This is a genomic window from Pauljensenia sp. UMB6358, from assembly GCF_030216865.1.
Classification (GTDB): Bacteria; Actinomycetota; Actinomycetes; order Actinomycetales; family Actinomycetaceae; genus Pauljensenia; species Pauljensenia turicensis_A.
Window position 1 is genome coordinate 54,030 of the sequence record NZ_JASOMS010000005.1, and the last position, 19,702, is coordinate 73,731.

Here is a 19,702-nt window from a genome sequence, read left to right on the forward strand (position 1 = left end):
TTCTTCAAGAAAGGCGGATTTTCGGGAAAAGTGAAATGCGAGCGTTAACAAAGATGCATTCAATTCGGAAAAAGAAGACGTACCTAATTCGGTACGCCTTCCTCCTCATTGATCTGTGGTGCCCTTAGGACAACGGCTTCACAGCTCGGTGCAGTGCCGCGATTCCGCCAGTAAGGTTTCGATACTGGACATCGGCCCAGCCGTTCGCGGCGATCATTCGAGCAACATCTTGCTGATCCGGCCAATCACGAATCGACTCGATCAGATAGTCATAGGCGACATCATTCGACGACATTACTTTCGCCATCACCGGCATCACGGTGGACTGGTAGAAGTTGTAGAGCCTACGGAAAACCGCGTTCGGCGGGGTTGAAAACTCGCAGACAACCAGGCGGCCTCGTGGACGAACAACTCGCGCCATCTCACGTAGCGCGCGAGCCGGATCTGGGATATTACGCAGCCCCCACGAAATCGTCACCGCATCAAAGGACCCATCTTCGAACTGCAGGTCAAGCGCATTACCCTGGACGAACTCAATGTCGGGGTGACGCTGGCGACCAACCTCGATCATGCCTTCGGACAGGTCGCAAGCCACAACCTCCGCCCCGCCCTTCGCCAAGGCTGCCGACGAAGCGCCCGTGCCCGCAGCAAGGTCAAGGATCCTCTCCCCCGGTGCCGGCTTCACCGCGTTGCGCAACGCGACCATCCACACGTGATCCATACCGCCTGTCATCAGCGCATCCATAAGGTCATAGCGCTCGGCAACACGGTCGAACATCGATGCGACGTCGGTGGTTGATTTCGTGAGGTCAGCGCGCAGTGCGCCCGAAGGTTCATTCTCCATACCCCTATCTTCCCACGTCGGCCCCTCGTGTCATACCTGCACCCATATCGCACTGCTCGTTCACACTTCGCGCATCCCCGCTCCCGCGCCCACATCGCACTGCCCGTTCACACTTCGCGCATCCCCGCGCCCGTCCTCACCAGTAAGACGCCCGCATTGGTTCACCCTCACACCCACACCCAGGTGAGGCGCACACACCCCAGCAAAGTCGCACGGGTAAGATTGACCCATGCCCACCGAGCTTTCCGTTCCCACTTTGCGTGTGCGTGCAGCCTCACTTCAAGGCACCCGCTGGGAAAACACGCCGCTGCTTGAACTGATCCCCGACGGCGTTTCGCCTTTCGTGTGGTTCGGATGGCGTCAATCAATGGTCGGCTGGGGCACCGCCGCCGAATGGTCATCCAACACCCCGTCCGCTATTTCCGATTCGGCATCGTGGTGGGACCAGGTGCGCCGTGCCGCAATCGGCGAGGCCGACCACACTGGCCTCAGCCTTCCCCTTGCTTTTGGGTCCTACGGTTTCGCTTCCCCCTCTGTTTCATACCTGAGCATCCCCGAATTCGTGATCGTGGCGACCAACAAGGAACGCTGGGCTGTTTCAATGTCCTGCTCGGATACTGCTCGTGATCCACTTGAGGTGCTCGCCCAGCTCCGCCCCAGTTTTAAGGACAGCGAACTGACCGGGCCGGACGGCCTCGTGACCGATACCGGCAGGATGACGCAAGCCGAATGGGCGTCCAGCGTCAAAGAACTCGCGGGGCGCCTCCAGGCTGGGGATGCCGCGAAGGCCGTCATGGCGCGCGACATGCTCGTACGGGCTGAAACCGCGATTGACCAGCGGTATCTTCTTGCTCGACTCAATAGGCTCTACCCGCAGACCTGGCGTTTCGCCGTCCATGACCTTGTGGGCGCCACTCCTGAAATGCTCGCGTCCGTGCACGTTTCTCAGCTACGTTCGCGAGTCTTGGCTGGAACTGCGCCTGCCGGCCACACCGATGAATTGCTCGCATCCGCGAAGGATCGTCGCGAACACACTTTGGCGGTTGATTCCGTTGTTTCAGCGCTCGCTCCCCTCGCATCTGAAGTCAACGCACCCGATGACCCCTTCATTTTGGAGCTCCCGAACGTCGTCCACTTTGCTTCCGACATTCACGCCACTTTGGCAGATGCGAACCTGTTGGATGCAGTCGCCGCTTTACATCCGACCGCAGCAGTCTGCGGGACACCGCGCCTCGAGGCGCTTGAGCTGCTGAAAGTTCACGAGCAAACCGCGCGCGGACGCTATTCCGGACCAGTCGGTTGGATCGACGCCGACGGCGAGGGTGAATTCTGCATTGCCCTCCGCTGTGGCCTTGTTGAAGACGACGGGCATACACTGCGCATTTTTGCAGGTGGCGGAATTATGCCGGATTCTGATCCTGAGATTGAGCTTGCAGAAACGCGCCAGAAGATGGCGCCACTGCTGGAGGCACTCAGCTTGTGAGGGCATCTCTGGCCGGCTGACTTTGTCGCTTGGCGGGTAGAGCGTCGCGTCAGATGCAACTGGTGCCAGGGTCAGGATCGTGGCACGGCACCAACTACACCCAACGCGACACAAACACACAATTCAGGGCAAAAGTGTCGCGTCAGGTGCAGTTCGGAGCACAAAACCCGCCTCCTCACCGCACCAGCTACACCCAACGCGACAAATCCGAGCTTTTAGACACACATCTGTCGCACCAAGTGCAGTCGGCGCACTTGCAGCAGAAGAGAGACCCCTAGACCGCTCCAAAATCAACGGTTGATAGACAGTAAGACCCTGGCTTCTACAGGCACATAATGTGTCCGCAGAAGCCAGGGTCTTGTTCCGTCTGACAGACGCTTCAGCTACTGGTACAGCACGCTATACCGAATAACGCTCTGCCAGTCGATCAGTTGAACTCCTTGCGAGTACGTCGTTGGGACGCCACCATGGTGCCACCTGCAACAAGGAAAGCTAGCGACACGTACAAAGACAGCCCAATGTGCGCAGCACCCGTCTTCGCGACTTTTGCAGGCGATGGCGGCTTGACATCGATAACTGCAGGATCTTTCGTGACCTTCAAGGTGAGCTGAACTGCCGAGCTGTCAGTTCCCTCAAGGATCTTGTCGCGCCCGCCTTCCTTCTGGACAGAAACCCATTCCATCGAGAACGATGCCGAACGACTACCTTCAACTGTCGCCAACGCCTTCATGTATCCAGAAACCTCGCCACTCACGGTGATGTTCTGGTCAAGTGGCGCGGTGTCTGGCACCTTGAAGCCAGCCACTGTCAGAATCAAGCTCGACTTCGTGTCATCATGAATTGCTTGACGCAAAGCCTTGTACGTTGGGTAGTCGCCCTTAAGCTTCATCGAAAGAGTGACGACACCATCTGCATACGCCACATCCGAGATCTCAAAAGCATCCGTTCCGGTCAGGGCGTAGCTTGTCTTGTCCTTCGGCCAGACTGCTCGAAGTTCTTCAGGAACGCTAATGCGAGTCGTGAATTCACTCTCGATCTGCTTCACCATCACTCGATCGAAGTGCTCCGCGGGCACGTTGTTGCTCTTTTCGATCTCTTCCATCTTCTTCTGAATCACGCTGACATCAAGGTCGGCCGAGAAGTTCAATTCGCTTCCGCGCTTGGTCATGTGGATAGCTGAATTCTCGGTATCACCATTGACCAGAATGTCGGCGGGCAACAGCGCCTGCTCCGGAGTGATGACTGTGAAACGAATGGACTTGTCCGAAGCATCGGCCACAGCATCCCTGCCGTCAGGCCACTGTTCCGCACCCCAGGAGAAGTTGAATTCCTTAGCCGTTCCAGCTTCAGAGGTAGCTGTCGCTTCGAACGCGCCGGTGATTTCACCAAAGACCGTCAGTTGCTTACCAGCCGGAGCATCCGAATTAACCGTGACACCGGGGATAACCATCTTCATCCAGTGATCCTTCGCACCAGCATCCATAACAATCTTTTGCAGCTGTGCGTAGTTCGTGACGTCCTTATTCAGCGTCATCTTCACCGTAAGGGTTCGACCGTGAACTGATGTTTCCTCAACCTTGAAGCCTTCACCAAAGTCCCGAGCTTGTGGCGTGACTTCTGCCGGAAGCGAGAGCCCTTCCGGAATAGTGAAGGTTGCTTCGAAGGCAAAGTTGCGAATCTGAATCCCAAGTTTCTCGTAATTAGCGACCCCAGGATAAAGAGCCTCGATTGCCTTCATTTGTTCTTTAATAGGCTCAACATTCAGTGCGCCTACAAAGTCGAGCGATTCCCCACGACGCACTGGATACGCAGCATTATGCTGAGTTTCTTCACCAACCCGAATATCGGCGGGCAGAATCCCCTGATACGGCTTCACTACGACGATCGTGTACTCAATTGCCTTGACGTTGCTCGAGTTCGGATCCCCTGTCGAACCATCTTGCACCGCATTCCAAGCAAACTTGAAAAGCTTTGAGGTGCCACCGGGGCTTGTAGCAACTGCCGAGAATGAACCAGTAACCTTTCCACTTATCGTGAGCTTGTCACCATTGGCAACCTTGTCACCATCAATACCCAAACCATTAACCGTCAGCGTTAAACCGCCATCAGCCATCGGGGTAACAGATTCTACAGCCGCCTTGAGTTTGGCGTAATCCGTCATTCCCGCTTTCAGGCTCAGGGTCACGGTGATGTCGCGATCGTCAACCTTCACGTCCGTGACCTCGAAAGCATCACCCAAACCTGCCGGAGTCACCTGAGGAGACTCAGGGATAGTGACGCCCTCTGGCATGGTCAACGTTGCAGTGAACGTCGATGTCGGAGAAGTCAAAGCAATCTGTGAAAGCTTCGAGTTTTCGCTGTTAGCGCTTCGATCCATCATGACCGCAGAACGATCACTACCCGTAACCTCAGGGAACAACGATTCAATCACGTTCATCTGATCTTTGATGGAATCTGCGTTGATAACACCGGTCACGCTGAATGTGTCACCAACGCGAACAAATTGTTCCTTGGAGCTTTCGGCAGGGTTGACACCCCAGATATCTCCAGGGATTTCAGCATCGTTCTCGATCTTGTCAACCTTCGGATCTTCTTTCCATCCGAGGTAGAAGGTCATATCTTTCGTGATTTGTGGGTTATCGCCTGGTCTGGAGAACAGCCACGACTTCCGGTCCTTGAAGTTATATTTCTTTCCACCGGTGGGGGTTGTGTACCAATTCGTCGTGTCGCCGAGTATCCATCCGTTCTTCTGAGCCTTCTGATCCGGCACAAGCGTGTTGTAGTCGAGCGCACCAAGAAGAGAGCGGAACTCGTCGCCGTATTCTGCCTTCTTCTTCAGTACTGCGACGTCGCCACCGTTGGGATCGGTAATAACCGTGAACACGTCTGGATTCGTCTTGAAAACGGAATCATCGGAGAAGCGACCACCATTTGCAGAGAATGCAACCTGATACAGGTTGACGTCGTACTGCGCATACAAGTCGATGCTTGATGCACCCGTAATGGAAAGAGTCTCGCCCGGAGCAATCGGCTTGCCCTGCCCTGCAGGATCCGTCGTCCAATGTTTAAACGTCTTTCCTGGAACAGCAAATGTTGAATCTTGAGCGCTGATCGAGTCAAAGTCCAGAACAGTCGCTGACTGAGCCGAGGGAGCAACGGCACTGACGAAGTTCGTGCCACCGTTGTTGTTGTGGTAGATCACCGACGCTGCATTCCACTTAGCGTAAACCTCAAGGTTCGTATCCACGGCAGATGAAGCATCAAACTCGTGTTCCGCACCAGCGTCATCCCTGTAGAACCATCCAAGGAACTCGACTCCATTCGCGTCGGTCGGAGTACCGGGATCCACATTTCCAGCAATCATGTCGAGGGCATAACCGCGAATTGTGGTGGCAGTCTTGGACTGTTGTGACCCGTCTGCGAATGAGGCGTTGGAGTTGTTCAATACGTAGGTAACCTTGGCGCTTGGCACCCACACGTGTTTGAGACCATCATCTGAGGCACGCGCAACGTTATAGGTGTACCTGTCACCGTTAATGTTCTTCGGATTCAACACATTCGTTGAAGAATCAGCCAAGGTCAGCAGGCTCAGTCGCTCATTACCGTTCTCGGCACCGTTCGTCGGCGTAGTGACGTTATAGTTGTAGGTCGGATCGTAAGCGATCTTGAACGAGCCACCGGTTACAACGTACTGCGCAGGAGCGTTCGCACCACCATTATCGGCTGTTTTATCTACCGCAGCAGTGTTGACAACGCTGTTGCCAACAAACTTAATGAACTGGCCTTCTGGGTTGTTACGACCAGCTCCGAATAGTGGAATGTACCGCAGGTTTTCACCGACGAGAGTCGAGTTCGTAAACGTGGCGTTTGAATTCTCGTAGTTGATGTTGTAGCCACCTGCGGTGCTGTTTTTGAAGACCATCGTGGAGTCGGTGACTTCCATGGTTGAATGATCACCCTGAGAAATACGCGATCCGTCAGAAGTGAGCGTAGAGCCGTTGACGATTCGAAGCTGGCCGAAAATTGCCATCGTCTGCTTATATGCAGAAGAACCAATGGCTTTGTAGACATACAAGTCAGAGTTATTCAAATCGAGAGAATACGTGTCTTTTTCAGGGTTCAGGTAGTACCAGACTCCGCGCGTGGTGAGCGACGCATTATTCATCACAAGCGGAGCGTACTGCTCGCTCTTTTCGTCCTTCGCTTGCACATTCACCGTGCAGTTGTTAAAGCTAGAACCTTTCCCATAGGTGAAAGCTCGCCCAGTGCTCTCTAGGGCAGATACGGTCAGCGCTTCTCGCGACGAACCGTTGAATTTGCCTTTCAAGTTAAAAGCAATCGCGTTCCGATCAAGGATGTAGATACCATCATTGACTTCCGCGCCAGAAGCAATGTCGAGAGCAGTTGCAAAACCGCTCATCGTGAGCTTAGCGCCATGAGAGGCCCCCAGCTTCGCACCGGCAGAGAGAATGATGCCATTTTGGCCGTTTGAACCGGTAAAGGTGGCATCTGAGTACACGTCAAGGTGTGCACCACTTGGGATAGTAAGCGGAGTGCCGGTTGTAAAAGTGCCTGCGATATGCAAAGTTCCGCCGTCACCAAGTGCATTTAAACCAGCTTTCAGCGATGCAAGTGGCGCATCTGCAGAAGTGCCAGCATTATCATCACTGCCAGAATCAGCATTCACCCAGACGTCAGACAAAGACTTGGTAGCCGGCGCCATACGAGGAAGCCTCTGTGGCTGAGCTATCTTATTTGAATCGGAGGGGGAGGCTTGAGAAGGAAGCGATGACGAAGCGGTTGGTTCGCCAGAGCCAGTCGACTGCGTGTTTTCCGTTGGAGCATTCTCTGAATCGCTCGAATTTGAAGCCGAAACTCCCATTCCATTGTCCGATGCATCTGCCTGGGATGACGAATCAGTCGGTGCAGTCTGAGACGCAGGAGCCTGCACCTTAGAAACCGTACTCTCTGAGCCTTCTATCTGTTCAGTAGCCCATGCGCTTGCTGGTACGCCAATCAGGACTACCGAGGCAGAGACGGCGAGCGCAAGTAGGCGCCGGCATGTCCCCCTCGTCCACGGAGCTCGATGATTCTTCATCACTTACCTCTTATTCTTAGACACACGTTTGTTTTCAACGAGGAAAACTCCGGCTCACATATGCAGTGGGATGCTTACATTATCTTCCTCGTCATCAAGAAAGCACCAGCCCCGCACTCCCGCGAGATATGTCATACCTTTTTGGAGTAACTGTCCGTACCAAGCGCAAACCGAGACATGTGCATACACACAGGTGGGCCCACCCAAAGGGTAGGCCCACCAAGAGTTCGAATCAGCAGAGCTGTCAGGACGCCTTGCCGAGCGTGACGGTCACATCCCGCTTCTCACCATTGCGGACGTAAGTGATCGTTACTTCCTGACCACTCCGGTAGCGACGGATGTACCCGGTCAACTGCTTCGACGAGGACACCGACTCTCCATCAACGGCGGTGATCACGTCCCCTGCCTGCAACCCGGCCTGAGCAGCGGCACCGCCACGCGTCAGTTCCTCAACCGAGGCGCCCGCAACGTTAGAACCATCAACGGCAACAGCCTTCGTGGTCACCGAAACACCCAGGACCGCATGATCAACGGTGCCGGTTGCGATTAGCTGATCGGCCACGGAGGTCACCAAATCAACGGGGATAGCGAAGCCCAAGCCGATCGACCCGGCCTTGTCCGAGCTGGTATTCGACGCAATCGACGAGTTGATTCCGATCACCTTACCGGTCGCATCAAACAGCGGGCCACCGGAATTACCAGGGTTAATAGATGCATCAACTTGGATAGCGTTGGTGATCTGAGTATCCGTGGGGGACTGAGCCTGAGCCTGATTTTCTTCTTGTCCACCACCAAAACCGGGCAGTTGACCGAACGGATCGTTCGGGTCGACCTCTTGAGAGTTTTCTTTGCTTCTCGAAACTTCAACTGGCCTGTTCAGAGCGGAAATGATACCGGTGGTTGCAGTGTTTGACAGGCCCAGCGGAGCGCCCACGGCCATGACTTCCTGGCCGACAGCCAAGTCTGACGACGAACCGAAGGCAGCAACCGTCAGGTCGGAAGGAGCGTTTTCCAGGCGAATAACCGCAAGGTCAGTCGTCGGGTCAGTTCCGACGACTGTCGCGTTGTACAAGCGACCATCGCTGAGAGTCACCTGGATCGTCGCATCGGCACCGGTCGCACCTGAAACGACGTGGTAGTTCGTGACAATGTCGCCTTGAGCGTCGTAGATGACGCCGGATCCGACGCCGGAGGACGAACTGGAGCTCACTGAAATCGTGACAACCGCGGGTTGGACAGCGGCTGCAACCGCCTGCCAGTCAGGGTCTTCACCGCTGGTACTAACAGGCTGAACGGTTGACGCGCTTGTCTTCGTGTTTGCTGACGAATCGGTTTCGTTTGCCTTTCCATGGCCGGCATTCATCATCGCGAAGGCTCCCGACAGGGACACGGCAGCAGTAGCCGTCATGCCAAGGATCATTGCAAGCCAGCTAGGACCGCGACGCTTCGAACTCCGCCTTGCAATAGATACCGTCGGCGTATTTGTCGGTGCACTCAAAGGTGAGGTGTAGGGGTGAGTCTGCGTCGTCGGCCCATTCCCGCCCGCGTACGAGGCTCCTTGCGAACGCGATCCTGGCTGATTCGGCTGTTGAAAGCCTGCTGATTGAGTGGCCCCCGCACCCTGGTAAGCCTGAGAGCTCGACGGCTGGTAGGGCTGGCCGCTCGTTGCAGATTGGTAGGTGCCACCGGAGGTCACGCCGGAGTACGCAGAACCTGTTCCGTATGACCCCTGCTGTTGGGAGGGAGTCGAACCGGTCGCACTGGCCTGCTGAGCGGGTGAGGATGGACGCGCAAACCTTGCGTGAGGCAACGGCTCTGTCGGCCTAGTTGGAGACGACTCTGTCGGCGTGGTGGGACCTGAGACTTGAGCGGGACGCCCCGCCCAGCGGGAGAGCGGAGTCGATTCCGATGTCCTCGAAGCGCCCGTGCCACTGGCCTGCGTCTGGACACGTGGTGCTGGCTTAGCTGTGGGGGTGGTTTCTGTCTTCGTCGGTTCCGATGACAAGGCGCGCTGTTTACCATTGTTGGGTGAGTCGCTCATTGCGGATCCTTCATTAGCTAGCGTGTTAAAAACTGAGTGCTTCTTGGAAGCTGATGACATTAGTGTGCACCCGCTTCTTGCCGACTCACTGAATCTTTCCTGTGCGTTTCCTGTGGTGCTAAATCTGATCCGCCAGCTTCCTCACATCAGCAATTTGCACAGGTCGAGCGCATTTCACATGACAGATCCGGATCCCGTGTACGTCGGAATCAAGCTCGCGCATCACGTCTTGACGCGTCATACATTCCACATAATCCACGTCGTAGGCGTGAGCCAGGTGCTTAAGAGACTGCGGTTGAGCAGTCGCAAACCATCTCTCGAACGTCGGAGCGTTTTCTGGGCGCCCGTGTTCAAGGGTGGAGAAAATTGACCCGCCACCATCGTCAGCAACAAAGATCAACAAATCGGGGGCGGCCTCGTCCGCTGGGATAGCCAACGCGCCCACATCGTGGAAGAACGTCAGATCCCCCATCAGCGCAACAGTCGGCTCTTCGCGAACAAGTGCCAGACCAATCGCAGAAGCGATCGTGCCATCAATTCCCGCAAGGCCCCGGTGAGAAACAACGGAGCGCCCATGCCCATCACCGCCAACCAGGTCAAGTGCACGGATCGAGTGAGATGCTCCCACCATCAGCGGACGCGAATCGTAACTCCACACTAAGTCAGCAAGAACAAGCACTGACATCGGGGATTCATCAAGAATCGTGCGAATCTGCTGGGAGACTCTTCGGCCAGCTTCCTTCCACTGCTCCAGCCACACATCGTCCGTTGAAACCTGGCGTGGCGGAGCAAGCGATGCCACCACTTCACTGGCACACCCTTGAACATCAACCCACTCATCATGCGGGTCGACAACAATCAAGCGAATGTCACTGCGCCCAAGTAACGCAGACACGGGACGCGACAGGGTCGGACGACCGGTAACGATCACCTGTTGAATCTGATCTGCTAGGGGCGAGGCAAGGAGCACCTGCTGGTGAGCAATTCGATTCGGATCGCACGCAAGAACACTGGTCGGTTCAGCAAAAATCGGGATCTTCGCATAATTCGCCCAAGCTTCCCCACTCTGGTCATCACCATCGCCCGCCACGATCACAGTTCGCAGTGACGAATCAACGACGTCATCCCACGTCTGACCGAGACGACGAGGCCGGTAGATCGACGGCGATGACACCTTGGCAAGAGACAAAGGCTCAAGTGTCGCTGAACCTGACTGAGGTGTCAGCGGATCACGGAACGCAACATTGATGTGAACGGGACCTGCAACACCTGACGGTCTACCGCATGCGCGATGCACGGCTCGAGCTACTCGCGAGTCAACGCGCTGATCGGGCTTGGTATCCGCTGGCAAATCAAGGACAGTTGGAGCGTGCGGACCGAAAATGCCGTACTGAATCGTGGTTTGGGATGCTCCAACACCGCGCATTTCATCTGGACGATCCGCACTGAGAACGATCAGAGGCCGGTGAGCATGAGCGGCCTCGGCGACCGACGCATGTAACTCAGCCACTGCCCCGCCCGAAGTCGTCACAATCGCAACCGGCGACAGGTCCTCGACGTCGTGGCAGGTGGGCTCGCTTGCCCATCTCCTGGTCAAGCCGAGTGCGAGGAATCCAGCTGAGCGCTCATCAAGGCGAACATGGGCGCGGACAAGGTCGCCCCGCACTGCTGAGTCAAGAGCGTAAGCAAGGGGCGCGCTACGAGACCCAGGGCAGTACACGATGTCATTGACACCCGCAGCAATCAGCGCACCGACAATGCGCTGGGCAAGAACAATTGACTGGGATTCAGGCATGATGTCCTCCAGCGACAGATTCGAGATGCGCACACATGAGGTCAAGACGGTGAAGCCACCGGTCACGTATTTCAGCGTCAACGGGGCGGGCATCAACCAGACTCTGATCTGGTTCAACGTCACGCACCGGCAAAAACCCGTCAACAGGAAGCAGGCGTTGAGGGACAACGTCACAAGCCAAGAAGTGCGATGTCGCCAATCCGCACGCGCGTATCATTCCTGGCAGAAGCGAAGCGGCCCGCACACCGACGGCCAGGCCAACACTGGATTCCAAGGCGGACGAAACCACTAGGTCCAAGCCGGTTTGCTCACCAATCTGTAGGGCTCGTTCGATTCCACCAAGCGGAGCAATCTTAATGATCGCAACATCCGCGGCCTGAGCGCGCGCAACTGCTTGAGGATCATCCGCCCTGCGAATTGATTCGTCTGCAGCAATGGGCACATCAATTGAACGACGCAAGGTTGCCAAATCTTCGACCCTGGCACACGGCTGTTCTGCGTATTCAAGACCGCCCACTTGCATTGCTGCACGGTCTAGCTGAGGAACGGCTTTTCGCGCGTAGTCCACATCCCATGCGGCATTCACATCGACTCGAATACGACCGCGTTCGGCTCCGACCGTATCAACAAGCGCCTGAGCAACGGCTTCGACTCGAGCAATATCTTCGCTCAGTTCAGTATTGGGATCCGCAACTTTCACCTTCGCCGTAGCGCAACCACCCGAACTGATGACTCTCTGGTAGGCATCGGATGCGCAAACAACCGGAATCGTGACATTCACGGGAACACGATCGTGCAGTGAAGTTCTGCGCGGTCCAGTCGCCACCGAATAGGCGCCAGCCAGCCAGGTTGAGGATTCAACCGGGTCATAATCCCAAAATGGCGACGCTTCTGCCCAGCCGGACGGCCCGTGTAATAGCAGTCCTTCCCTGCTGGTCACGCGCCTAAAACGCACGTTCATCGGCAGATGGTGAAGAAGCAGATCATCGACGCCATCAAGAACGCGACGAACATGGCTCGGCAAAGATGCCATATCAATGCGCGTCAATTCACCATGGGATTCGCTCATACTTCCATTGTGCCCGAATTGGCGTCTCAACAAACTGTGAGGACGCCCAGTTGTGGATTGTCGTTATTCACAGGCGATACCTATGGATAACTGGTTTCCACAAGGAGTCCCAGCCTCGTGCGCTTCACGGAAGGCAAGACGCTAGGCTGGTTGCATGAGCGCACTGCCTTTCATCTCCGATACTTTCGACCCTGCCCGTTGGCGCGAGGTCGAAGGATTCACGCTGACCGACATGACATACCACCGCGGTATTTCGCGTGGTGAAGCCGAAGACGGCCAGCCCAAGGGCGCCGACATGCCCGTCGTTCGAATTGCATTTGACCGCCCCGACATTCGAAACGCCTTCCGCCCCCACACCGTTGATGAGCTCTATCGCTGCCTCGACCACGCACGGATGACGGGCGATGTCGCTGCGGTGATCCTGACGGGCAATGGCCCCAGCTCCAAAGACGGTGGCTATTCCTTCTGTTCGGGCGGAGACCAACGCGTGCGAGGCAACGACGGCTATCGATACGAAGTGGACGGAGCCGACTCTCAAGCCGACACTGTAGTTCGTCGCGAGCAAGTAGATCCCGCTCAGGCTGGACGCCTGCATATTCTTGAAGTTCAGCGTTTGATTCGTACCATGCCGAAAGTTGTCATCGCGGCAGTTCCTGGGTGGGCTGCCGGTGGCGGGCATTCTCTGAACGTGGTCTGTGACCTGTCCGTCGCGTCGAAAGAGCATGCTGCGTTTATGCAGACTGACGCGAATGTGGGGTCCTTTGACGCCGGATACGGGTCAGCTCTACTGGCCCGCCAGGTCGGCGACAAAAGGGCACGCGAGATCTTCTTCCTCGCCGAGCGCTACGACGGCGATACTGCTGAAAAGTGGGGCGTTGTCAACGCGTCGGTTCCCCACGCGCAACTGGAGGAACGCGCGCTCGAGTGGGCTGGCACAATCGCTACCAAGAGTCCACAGGCAGTCCGCATGCTCAAGTTCGCATTCAATTTGGCAGATGATGGAATGGCAGGCCAGCAGGTGTTCGCGGGCGAGGCCACTCGCATGGCGTATATGACTGCGGAAGCACAAGAGGGACGCGATGCATTCTTAGAGCATCGTCAGCCCGATTGGAGCGGGCACCCGTACTACTTCTAAACCGAGGAAGCCAGAACGCAGTGAAGGCTCAGCGGCATACAACCGCTGAGCCTTCACTATACAAACGTGTGGACAAACCTTGGTAAAAGCCTGTAGCGGGCCCCCAGTAAAAGCCTGGGCATACCTCAGTAGTGAGAAACCACCGTGGTGCCGTAGTCGGACCAGTCGTAGATGAACTTGGCCGCTTCAACTGGCATGTTCACACAACCGTGCGAGCCACCGGGGCCAGACCAACCGAAGGATGAACGCCATGGTGCACCGTGGAACGCGTAGCTACCGGTGAAGTAGGTAACCCACGGGACGTTCGGAGTTTCGTACTTGGAACCGTCAACGTTTTCGCCACGCATTGTCTGCTTCGCGTACTTCAAGTAGACGTGGTAGGTGCCGGTGACAGTCGGGGTCGCGGGGGCGCCGGGAACCATGTAGTAGGGGCCGCCAACGACCGTACCACCCTCATATGCAATAACGGTGCTTTCGCTGAGGTTGAGGTCGATCCACTTTTCACCGTCGGCCGCCTGGTAGACCAGGTTTTCTGCGCCTTCAGCGACCTGACGGCTCTCGTAGGTGGGTTGAACCTCGTCATAGGTAAATTCAGCACTGTACGCGGTCCGGGCGTTGACAGATTCAACCAGTGCCTGAGCGATCGCATCGACATTGTTGACATTCTTGCCAGGCTGGCCTTCCTTGAAGACAGTCAGAACCTGACCCGCAGAGTTCACATTGTTCACGCCGTTCACAACGGCGATGTTTGATGCTTCAGCGGTTGCCTGAACCCACGCGGTGGCCTTTTCAAGGTTGACCGAAGGAGCCTTCAGCGAGCCGTCTTCGTTTGTGGTGACTTCAATCCACGATGCTTTTTCTGCCGGTGTCGCGGTCACGGTTTCTGTTCCAGTGTTGATCGAAACGTCAACGGCGACCAGAGCATTTGCTTCAGTGGCTTTCTCGGCAGCGTCTTCAGTTGTCACCTTAGGCTCACGCTGAACCGGAGAAAGAGTAACAGATCCGGAGGTCAGTGTACTCGCCTGCGTCAGCACGCCGTCCTTCACAGTCTTTGTATCGATCAGCGCACCCGCAACAGCTTCGGTGCCTTCGAAAGTTACACCGTCGCCGCCAAGGACAACCGTGCCTTCCTGCGCGACAGTGCCGGTCGATTCAGCTAGTGTGGTCGCAAACTCGGACAGGATCACGTCGTCGGTGACCAGAACCGGAGCAACGTCCTTCTTGACGAACAGAGCCTTCATTTCAGTGAAGAAATTCTTGTTGCCTTCAAACGCTTCGTCGACGGTCTTGTCAACGTCAACAGTAACGCCAGCATCGGCAAGAGTCGTCTGCGAGGTCGCACCATCAACGTCGAACGTCACGATGGTGTCCTCAACTCGCTGTGCGATGGACTCTTTGACCTGGTCGCGCGTCATCCACGTAACGGAAACACCAGCGATCTTGATTCCAGGTAGAGCCTTGTGAGCGAAATACGCGGCATATGCGCCGGAGGCACCCAGGGCGACAAGAACAGCCACAACGATACCTGCGACCGTCCACTTCATCTTGGAATTCAGCGTGTTCAACATCGGCTCAACCTTATCGGTTGTACATTTTTCAAGCGACTTGAGTCCCACAAGGATGACTGGGAAATCTGCCACAAATTCCACGACCATTCTTGGCTTAATTTAGCGCTTTTTATACGTGCAACCTAGGCTGTACGCAGTACAGAACAGACGCATTCTAGGGGGATCCACATTGACAACTCGAACGCTGGTCGTACCTGGAGGAACCTCAATCGGAGCTGTCGCTCTTGCACATGCGGCTCTTCACAAGCTGGTGGAACTTTACGAAGAACGCCAAGCTGACCCGAATCACCCCGCACCTCACACGGTGGTTGTGATGCGTGATCCGAAGGATGTTCCGCCATCAACTCTGCGCGGGGCCTCGGCAACCGTCGAAGAGGCGTTTCCAGCCGAGCGTTTCCCCTCGCTCTATCCGGCGATCACCGAGCCTGATTTCTTTAGCGGTGTCGACCTGGTCATTCCCACGTCCGGTTCGTCCGCAGGCACACCTCATCTTGTGGGCTTGTCGATCGATGCGTTGATCGCGTCCGCGCGTGCAACGCACGAAGCCCTTTCCGGGCCGGGAAAATGGATTCTAGCATTGCCGGCCCACCACATTGCCGGAGCGATGGTTTTGCTTCGCGCGGCCGTTGCCGAAACGAATCCGCAAATCGTTGATACGTCTGCGGGCTTCGATCCGCGAGCGCTTCTTCCTGCGATCGCTGGGGCTACGGCCGAGGACGGAGTTCCTGGTTATCTGTCGTTGGTTCCGACTCAGTTGGCCTCGTGCTTGGCTGACGATCAAGTGATCGAGGCTCTTTCAGGGCTTTCTGCGATTTTGGTTGGTGGCGCGCACACGCGTTCGGATCTGCTGGATGTGGCACGAGGCCGTGGTCTGAATATCGTCACGACGTATGGGATGACGGAAACGTGCGGAGGGTGCATCTATAACGGGGTGCCTCAGCCCGGTGTTGAGGTGCGAACTGTTGAGCATGATTCTCAGGCGCGGATCGCTCTTTCAGGCCCGATGCTGATGACTCGTTATGTGGACGGGGATTCCCCTCTTTTTGTTGAAGGAGGCACAACCTGGATGCTGACGGGCGATATCGGTGTGATCACGAGTGAGTCAACCGTGAAAATTCAGGGGCGCGCGGATGATGTCATTGTTTCCGGTGGTCTTTCTGTTGCTCCTGCCCCGGTCTTAGAAGCTGTTCTATCTTGCGATGAGGTAGCTGACGCATGGGTGACGTCGACTCCTGACGATAAGTGGGGCGAGTTAATCACGACGCTGGTTGTCCCGAAGAATCCTATTTCATCTGCGGACGAAGTCGATCAGTTTGCTCGGCATCTGCGTTCTGACGTGGGCGAGGTCTTGGGGCGCGTGTACGCTCCTCGCCGTGTTGTTGTGACCGGTGTTCTCCCCTACCTGTCGGAGATGAAGATCGATCGCATGGCGGCCACGAAACTGTTGAAGGATGCTGAAGACACGGTCTTTGACTGGCGTCGTTAAGGCGCGCTTCTTGGCTTTTGTGCCTGACATGCAACCGAAGCAGAATGCTGTTTTCATCTTAGACAGCGTATTCTCGTGAAGCACGCTTGCGACAAACGCTCGTGAGCCCGTCACTTTTTCAGACAATGGAAAGCAGGTACTGCCACTCATGGCAACGTTGAACGACTGGATCGAAGGGGCGCGTCTTCGCACTCTGCCTGCTGCTATTGCTCCCGTGATGGTCGGTACCGCGTCAGCAATCCACATGGGTGCCGTTGCGCCAGTGCGCGCCGTTCTTGCTCTTGTCGTTGCCTTGGCGTTGCAGATCGGCGCAAACTATTCGAATGATTATTCGGACGGTATTCGAGGCACCGACGATTTCCGCCTGGGGCCTGCGCGCCTTACGGGTGGAAAGTTGACCGCTCCGAAGAATGTCCTGATTGCCGCGCTCACTTGTTTCGGGATTGCTGGTGTGGCCGGCTTAGCCCTGCTTGCTTTGTCTGGCGCATGGATTCTTCTGATCCCGGGCATTTTGGCCGTGCTTGCCACATGGTTCTACACGGGTGGCCGCACTCCCTACGGCTACATGGGGATCGGCTTGTCCGAGCTGTTCGTTTTCCTTTTCTTCGGTTTGATGGCGTGCGTGGGCACCACGTGGACTCAGATCCCTCAGGCACCGGGCTGGCTTTGGATGCTCGCATCCACGCTGGGTTTCCTGTCAGTCGCACTGCTGATGGCGAATAACATCCGCGATATTCCAACGGATCGCAAATCCGGTAAACGCACTCTTGCTGTTCGCCTGGGTGATACAACGTCGCGCAATATATTCACCGCCTGCTTTACTCTGTCCGTGATGAGCCTTGCAGTATTGCTGTTCACCCTCACCTATTCGTGGCCACTGATTCTTGTTGCCCTCATCATCACCGGATTCATGACTGCTCTCGCAGTTCTCCCGATCGTGCGTGGAGAAACTGGCGCCCGTTTGATTCCTGTTTTGCGCAACACCGGCCTGTACACGCTCGCCTGGGCGATCGAGGTCAGCGCTTTCCTGCTCCTCGCCTGATCCCCTAGCCACTCAGCTCGGACTTTCAGCCTGAGCCTCGTACACGATGGCGAGATTGAGCACCCCGCGCATTTCGCTCGCATCCGTTGACCGCGAAGCCCTCCCCGCGAAGCCCTCGCTGCGACGCTTCAACGCTCCTTGGATAGACTGGCGCAATGGTACGCATTCTTGGCATCGTCATTTGGGCCGCGGTCACGATTTACGCGATCACGGATTGGCTTCGCACGCCCGAAGATCAAGTGCCGGCGAAGTTGCCAAAGAACATCTGGCTACTGCTGATAATCCTGACGATCCCGTCGTTGTCGATCGGGTCGATCGCGTGGATCGCCTTGCGTTTCGTCGCCAAAGCGGAAGCCGGCGAGGCTCCCATCAGCTTCTCCGTCACCCGCCTCCCCTCGGAGAAACAAACGCCCGCACCCCTTGCTCCCGATGACGATCCGGAGTTTCTTTTCCGGCTCGAGCGCGACATTCAACGCCAACGCAAGAAGGCCAGCAAGGAAAGCGCGAACGCGTCTAACGATTCCGCTCCCGATTCACCATCCGCATTCGAAGAGGGCTCGGGTGCGTCAGATACGTCCGCGAACCATGACGACGAGACCACAAACCGCAACGACCCCCCGGCTTGATCGGGTCGGCGCGATAAAGACTCAGCGTTTGAGGGCCGCTTCGGAATCCCCGGGAGTCATATCGTGTGCGTGAACAAGCAAGTCAGCGCTTGGCTCAACGTAGTCAATATCGACCAGTGTGCCGTCATCGAAAATAAACGTCGTGATCGACGCTAGGGAACAGTGCCTCGACCATGGGGCGTGTGCCAGCATCTGCTTGCGAGCAAAACGCGTGAGCAACGTAATCGGACTCTGGTGCGAAACAACAAGGGCCTCGTGACCATAGGCGCGTTTCAACGCGCCTGACAGTGCGGCACTCATGCGCGACGCAATCTGCGCATACGGTTCGCCCCACGATGGCTCAAATGGATTGCGATAGTACTTCAGCACATTCGGCTTGATCAACACCCTGCGGTCAGCATTCACCGGCTGGCCTTCGAAGATATTTCCAGCTTCGATCAGGCGAAGATCCGAGTGAATAGGAAGCTCGTAGGCGCGAGCAGTCGGGGTCGCGGTCTGCTGCGCACGAAGAAGAGGCGACGCAATGACGGCCGTGATATCCGCGTCGGTTTCTTTCAGATAGTCGGCTCCACGCTGAGCCATCTGATGTCCGAGCTCCGTCAAACCAAAACCGGGAAGACGCCCATAGAGCAGGCCGTCTGGATTATCGACTTCGCCGTGGCGCATCACGTGGATCTTCGTTGTCGTCATGGGGTAAGTCTGACACGAATCATGTGAGTACGCGCAAAACGGGCTCCGACCAAAGCGGGCTCCACAGATAAAAGCGAAGGCCCGACCGAATCGGCCGGGCCTTGAAGCTCACTTCTTGTTGCGACGCTGGTGACGCGTCTTGCGCAGCAGCTTGCGGTGCTTCTTCTTTGCCATACGCTTGCGGCGCTTCTTGATGACGGAGCCCATGGGGTTCCTCCCTCTTGTTGAAACTAGCTCGCGGCAGAGGTTCCTACCGCCTGACGAATCATGCCCATTACAGGCATAGCGTTGCTATCTTACCCGTTAATGGCACTACTCACCGAAATGGAAGTCTCGGTGTGATCAGCAAGACCCGATTCGATGATCTGGCCAAGAGCTGCTTCCGGCACGCGGAAGCTCTTGCCGACGCGGATCGCAGGCAGGTCGCCAGAATGAATCAAACGGTAGACGGTCATTTTTGAGACGCGCATAATTTCCGCCACTTCAGCGACCGTTAGAAAACGGGGGGCGGAATGCGACACCATGAGAACTCCCAAAAATATCTTCGTGAGGCAGCCAGTGGCGCCGGTCCTTTTGCGCGCGTAGCCTCAGGGTCAATACTAATGCCTAAAGACAGGTTGTGGATAATTCTGGAAGAATGCGTTCAGATATCTTTACTTCGCAGTCGCGCGCCGGCGAAAACCAAGAGTTTCTTTGGTGATAGTGGGGTGGTAGCGTGGCAAGGAATCATGGAATGCCAAGCGATAGGGGGCGAGTGTTGTGTCGATAAGGCGAAAGCATTCCGCATCGTCTGAACGCTCGTCGCACTCCGATGACTTCGCCGCT

At 56.2% G+C, this 19,702-nt stretch carries 14 protein-coding genes; 5 read left to right on the plus strand and 9 right to left on the minus strand.

The genetic code is table 11. From position 1 onward, the window contains the following. Positions 1–124: 124 nt before the first annotated feature. Complete coding sequence (locus QP381_RS04895; protein WP_285068005.1) at positions 125–844, minus strand: class I SAM-dependent methyltransferase; 720 nt, start codon at positions 842–844, stop codon at positions 125–127. Positions 845–1,073: 229 nt separating this feature from the next. Here QP381_RS04895 and QP381_RS04900 point away from each other — a divergent pair, with 229 nt between their 5' ends. Next, positions 1,074–2,327: an isochorismate synthase gene (locus QP381_RS04900; RefSeq protein ID WP_285068006.1), complete on the plus strand. Its 1,254-nt coding sequence runs from the start codon at positions 1,074–1,076 to the stop codon at positions 2,325–2,327. A gap of 427 nt (positions 2,328–2,754) precedes the next feature. Here the strand turns inward: QP381_RS04900 and QP381_RS04905 are convergent, their stop codons facing one another. The 4 genes from QP381_RS04905 to QP381_RS04920 form a co-directional block, all read right to left on the minus strand. After that, the gene (locus QP381_RS04905; RefSeq protein WP_285068007.1) at positions 2,755–7,050 is read right to left on the minus strand and encodes an InlB B-repeat-containing protein; all 4,296 of its coding nucleotides are present in this window, start codon (positions 7,048–7,050) and stop codon (positions 2,755–2,757) included. Positions 7,051–7,669: 619 nt separating this feature from the next. Continuing rightward, positions 7,670–9,466, minus strand: a complete 1,797-nt coding sequence (locus tag QP381_RS04910; RefSeq protein ID WP_285068008.1) for a S1C family serine protease — start codon at positions 9,464–9,466, stop codon at positions 7,670–7,672. A 118-nt stretch (positions 9,467–9,584) separates the two neighbouring features. Next, positions 9,585–11,354 (minus strand): 2-succinyl-5-enolpyruvyl-6-hydroxy-3-cyclohexene-1-carboxylic-acid synthase, encoded by a 1,770-nt coding sequence (gene menD, locus QP381_RS04915; protein ID WP_285068009.1) that lies wholly within the window; start codon positions 11,352–11,354, stop codon positions 9,585–9,587. Beyond that, a complete protein-coding gene (locus QP381_RS04920; protein ID WP_006680791.1) occupies positions 11,254–12,330 on the minus strand; it encodes an o-succinylbenzoate synthase in 1,077 nt (358 codons plus the stop codon). Before QP381_RS04920 ends, menD begins: the two co-directional genes overlap by 101 nt. 154 nt (positions 12,331–12,484) lie before the next feature. Here QP381_RS04920 and QP381_RS04925 point away from each other — a divergent pair, with 154 nt between their 5' ends. Further along, the gene (locus QP381_RS04925; RefSeq protein WP_006680790.1) at positions 12,485–13,465 is read left to right on the plus strand and encodes a 1,4-dihydroxy-2-naphthoyl-CoA synthase; all 981 of its coding nucleotides are present in this window, start codon (positions 12,485–12,487) and stop codon (positions 13,463–13,465) included. Between the two features lie 125 nt (positions 13,466–13,590). Here the strand turns inward: QP381_RS04925 and QP381_RS04930 are convergent, their stop codons facing one another. Beyond that, positions 13,591–15,105, minus strand: coding sequence for a L,D-transpeptidase family protein (locus QP381_RS04930; protein ID WP_285068010.1), 1,515 nt, complete (start codon positions 15,103–15,105; stop codon positions 13,591–13,593). A gap of 97 nt (positions 15,106–15,202) precedes the next feature. On the opposite strand from QP381_RS04930, the gene QP381_RS04935 reads away from it, so the two are divergent. The 3 genes from QP381_RS04935 to QP381_RS04945 all read left to right on the plus strand — a co-directional run bounded on the left by QP381_RS04935 (position 15,203) and on the right by QP381_RS04945 (position 18,187). Beyond that, entirely contained in the window at positions 15,203–16,519 is a 1,317-nt protein-coding gene (locus QP381_RS04935; protein ID WP_006680788.1) for an AMP-binding protein, read from the plus strand. A 148-nt stretch (positions 16,520–16,667) separates the two neighbouring features. Next, the gene (locus tag QP381_RS04940) at positions 16,668–17,561 is read left to right on the plus strand and encodes a 1,4-dihydroxy-2-naphthoate polyprenyltransferase (protein ID WP_006680787.1); all 894 of its coding nucleotides are present in this window, start codon (positions 16,668–16,670) and stop codon (positions 17,559–17,561) included. A 155-nt stretch (positions 17,562–17,716) separates the two neighbouring features. Then, entirely contained in the window at positions 17,717–18,187 is a 471-nt protein-coding gene (locus QP381_RS04945) for a hypothetical protein (RefSeq protein WP_103632670.1), read from the plus strand. A 21-nt stretch (positions 18,188–18,208) separates the two neighbouring features. Here the strand turns inward: QP381_RS04945 and QP381_RS04950 are convergent, their stop codons facing one another. From QP381_RS04950 to QP381_RS04960, 3 genes are all read right to left on the minus strand, one after another. Continuing rightward, the gene (locus tag QP381_RS04950; RefSeq protein WP_103632669.1) at positions 18,209–18,877 is read right to left on the minus strand and encodes a histidine phosphatase family protein; all 669 of its coding nucleotides are present in this window, start codon (positions 18,875–18,877) and stop codon (positions 18,209–18,211) included. Positions 18,878–18,985: 108 nt separating this feature from the next. Further along, positions 18,986–19,084 carry a 30S ribosomal protein bS22 gene (locus QP381_RS04955; protein ID WP_003792170.1) on the minus strand — a complete coding sequence of 33 codons (99 nt, stop codon included), beginning with the start codon at positions 19,082–19,084 and terminating at the stop codon, positions 18,986–18,988. Between the two features lie 89 nt (positions 19,085–19,173). Beyond that, positions 19,174–19,401, minus strand: a complete 228-nt coding sequence (locus tag QP381_RS04960) for a helix-turn-helix domain-containing protein (RefSeq protein WP_006680784.1) — start codon at positions 19,399–19,401, stop codon at positions 19,174–19,176. Between the last annotated feature and the right edge of the window lie 301 nt (positions 19,402–19,702).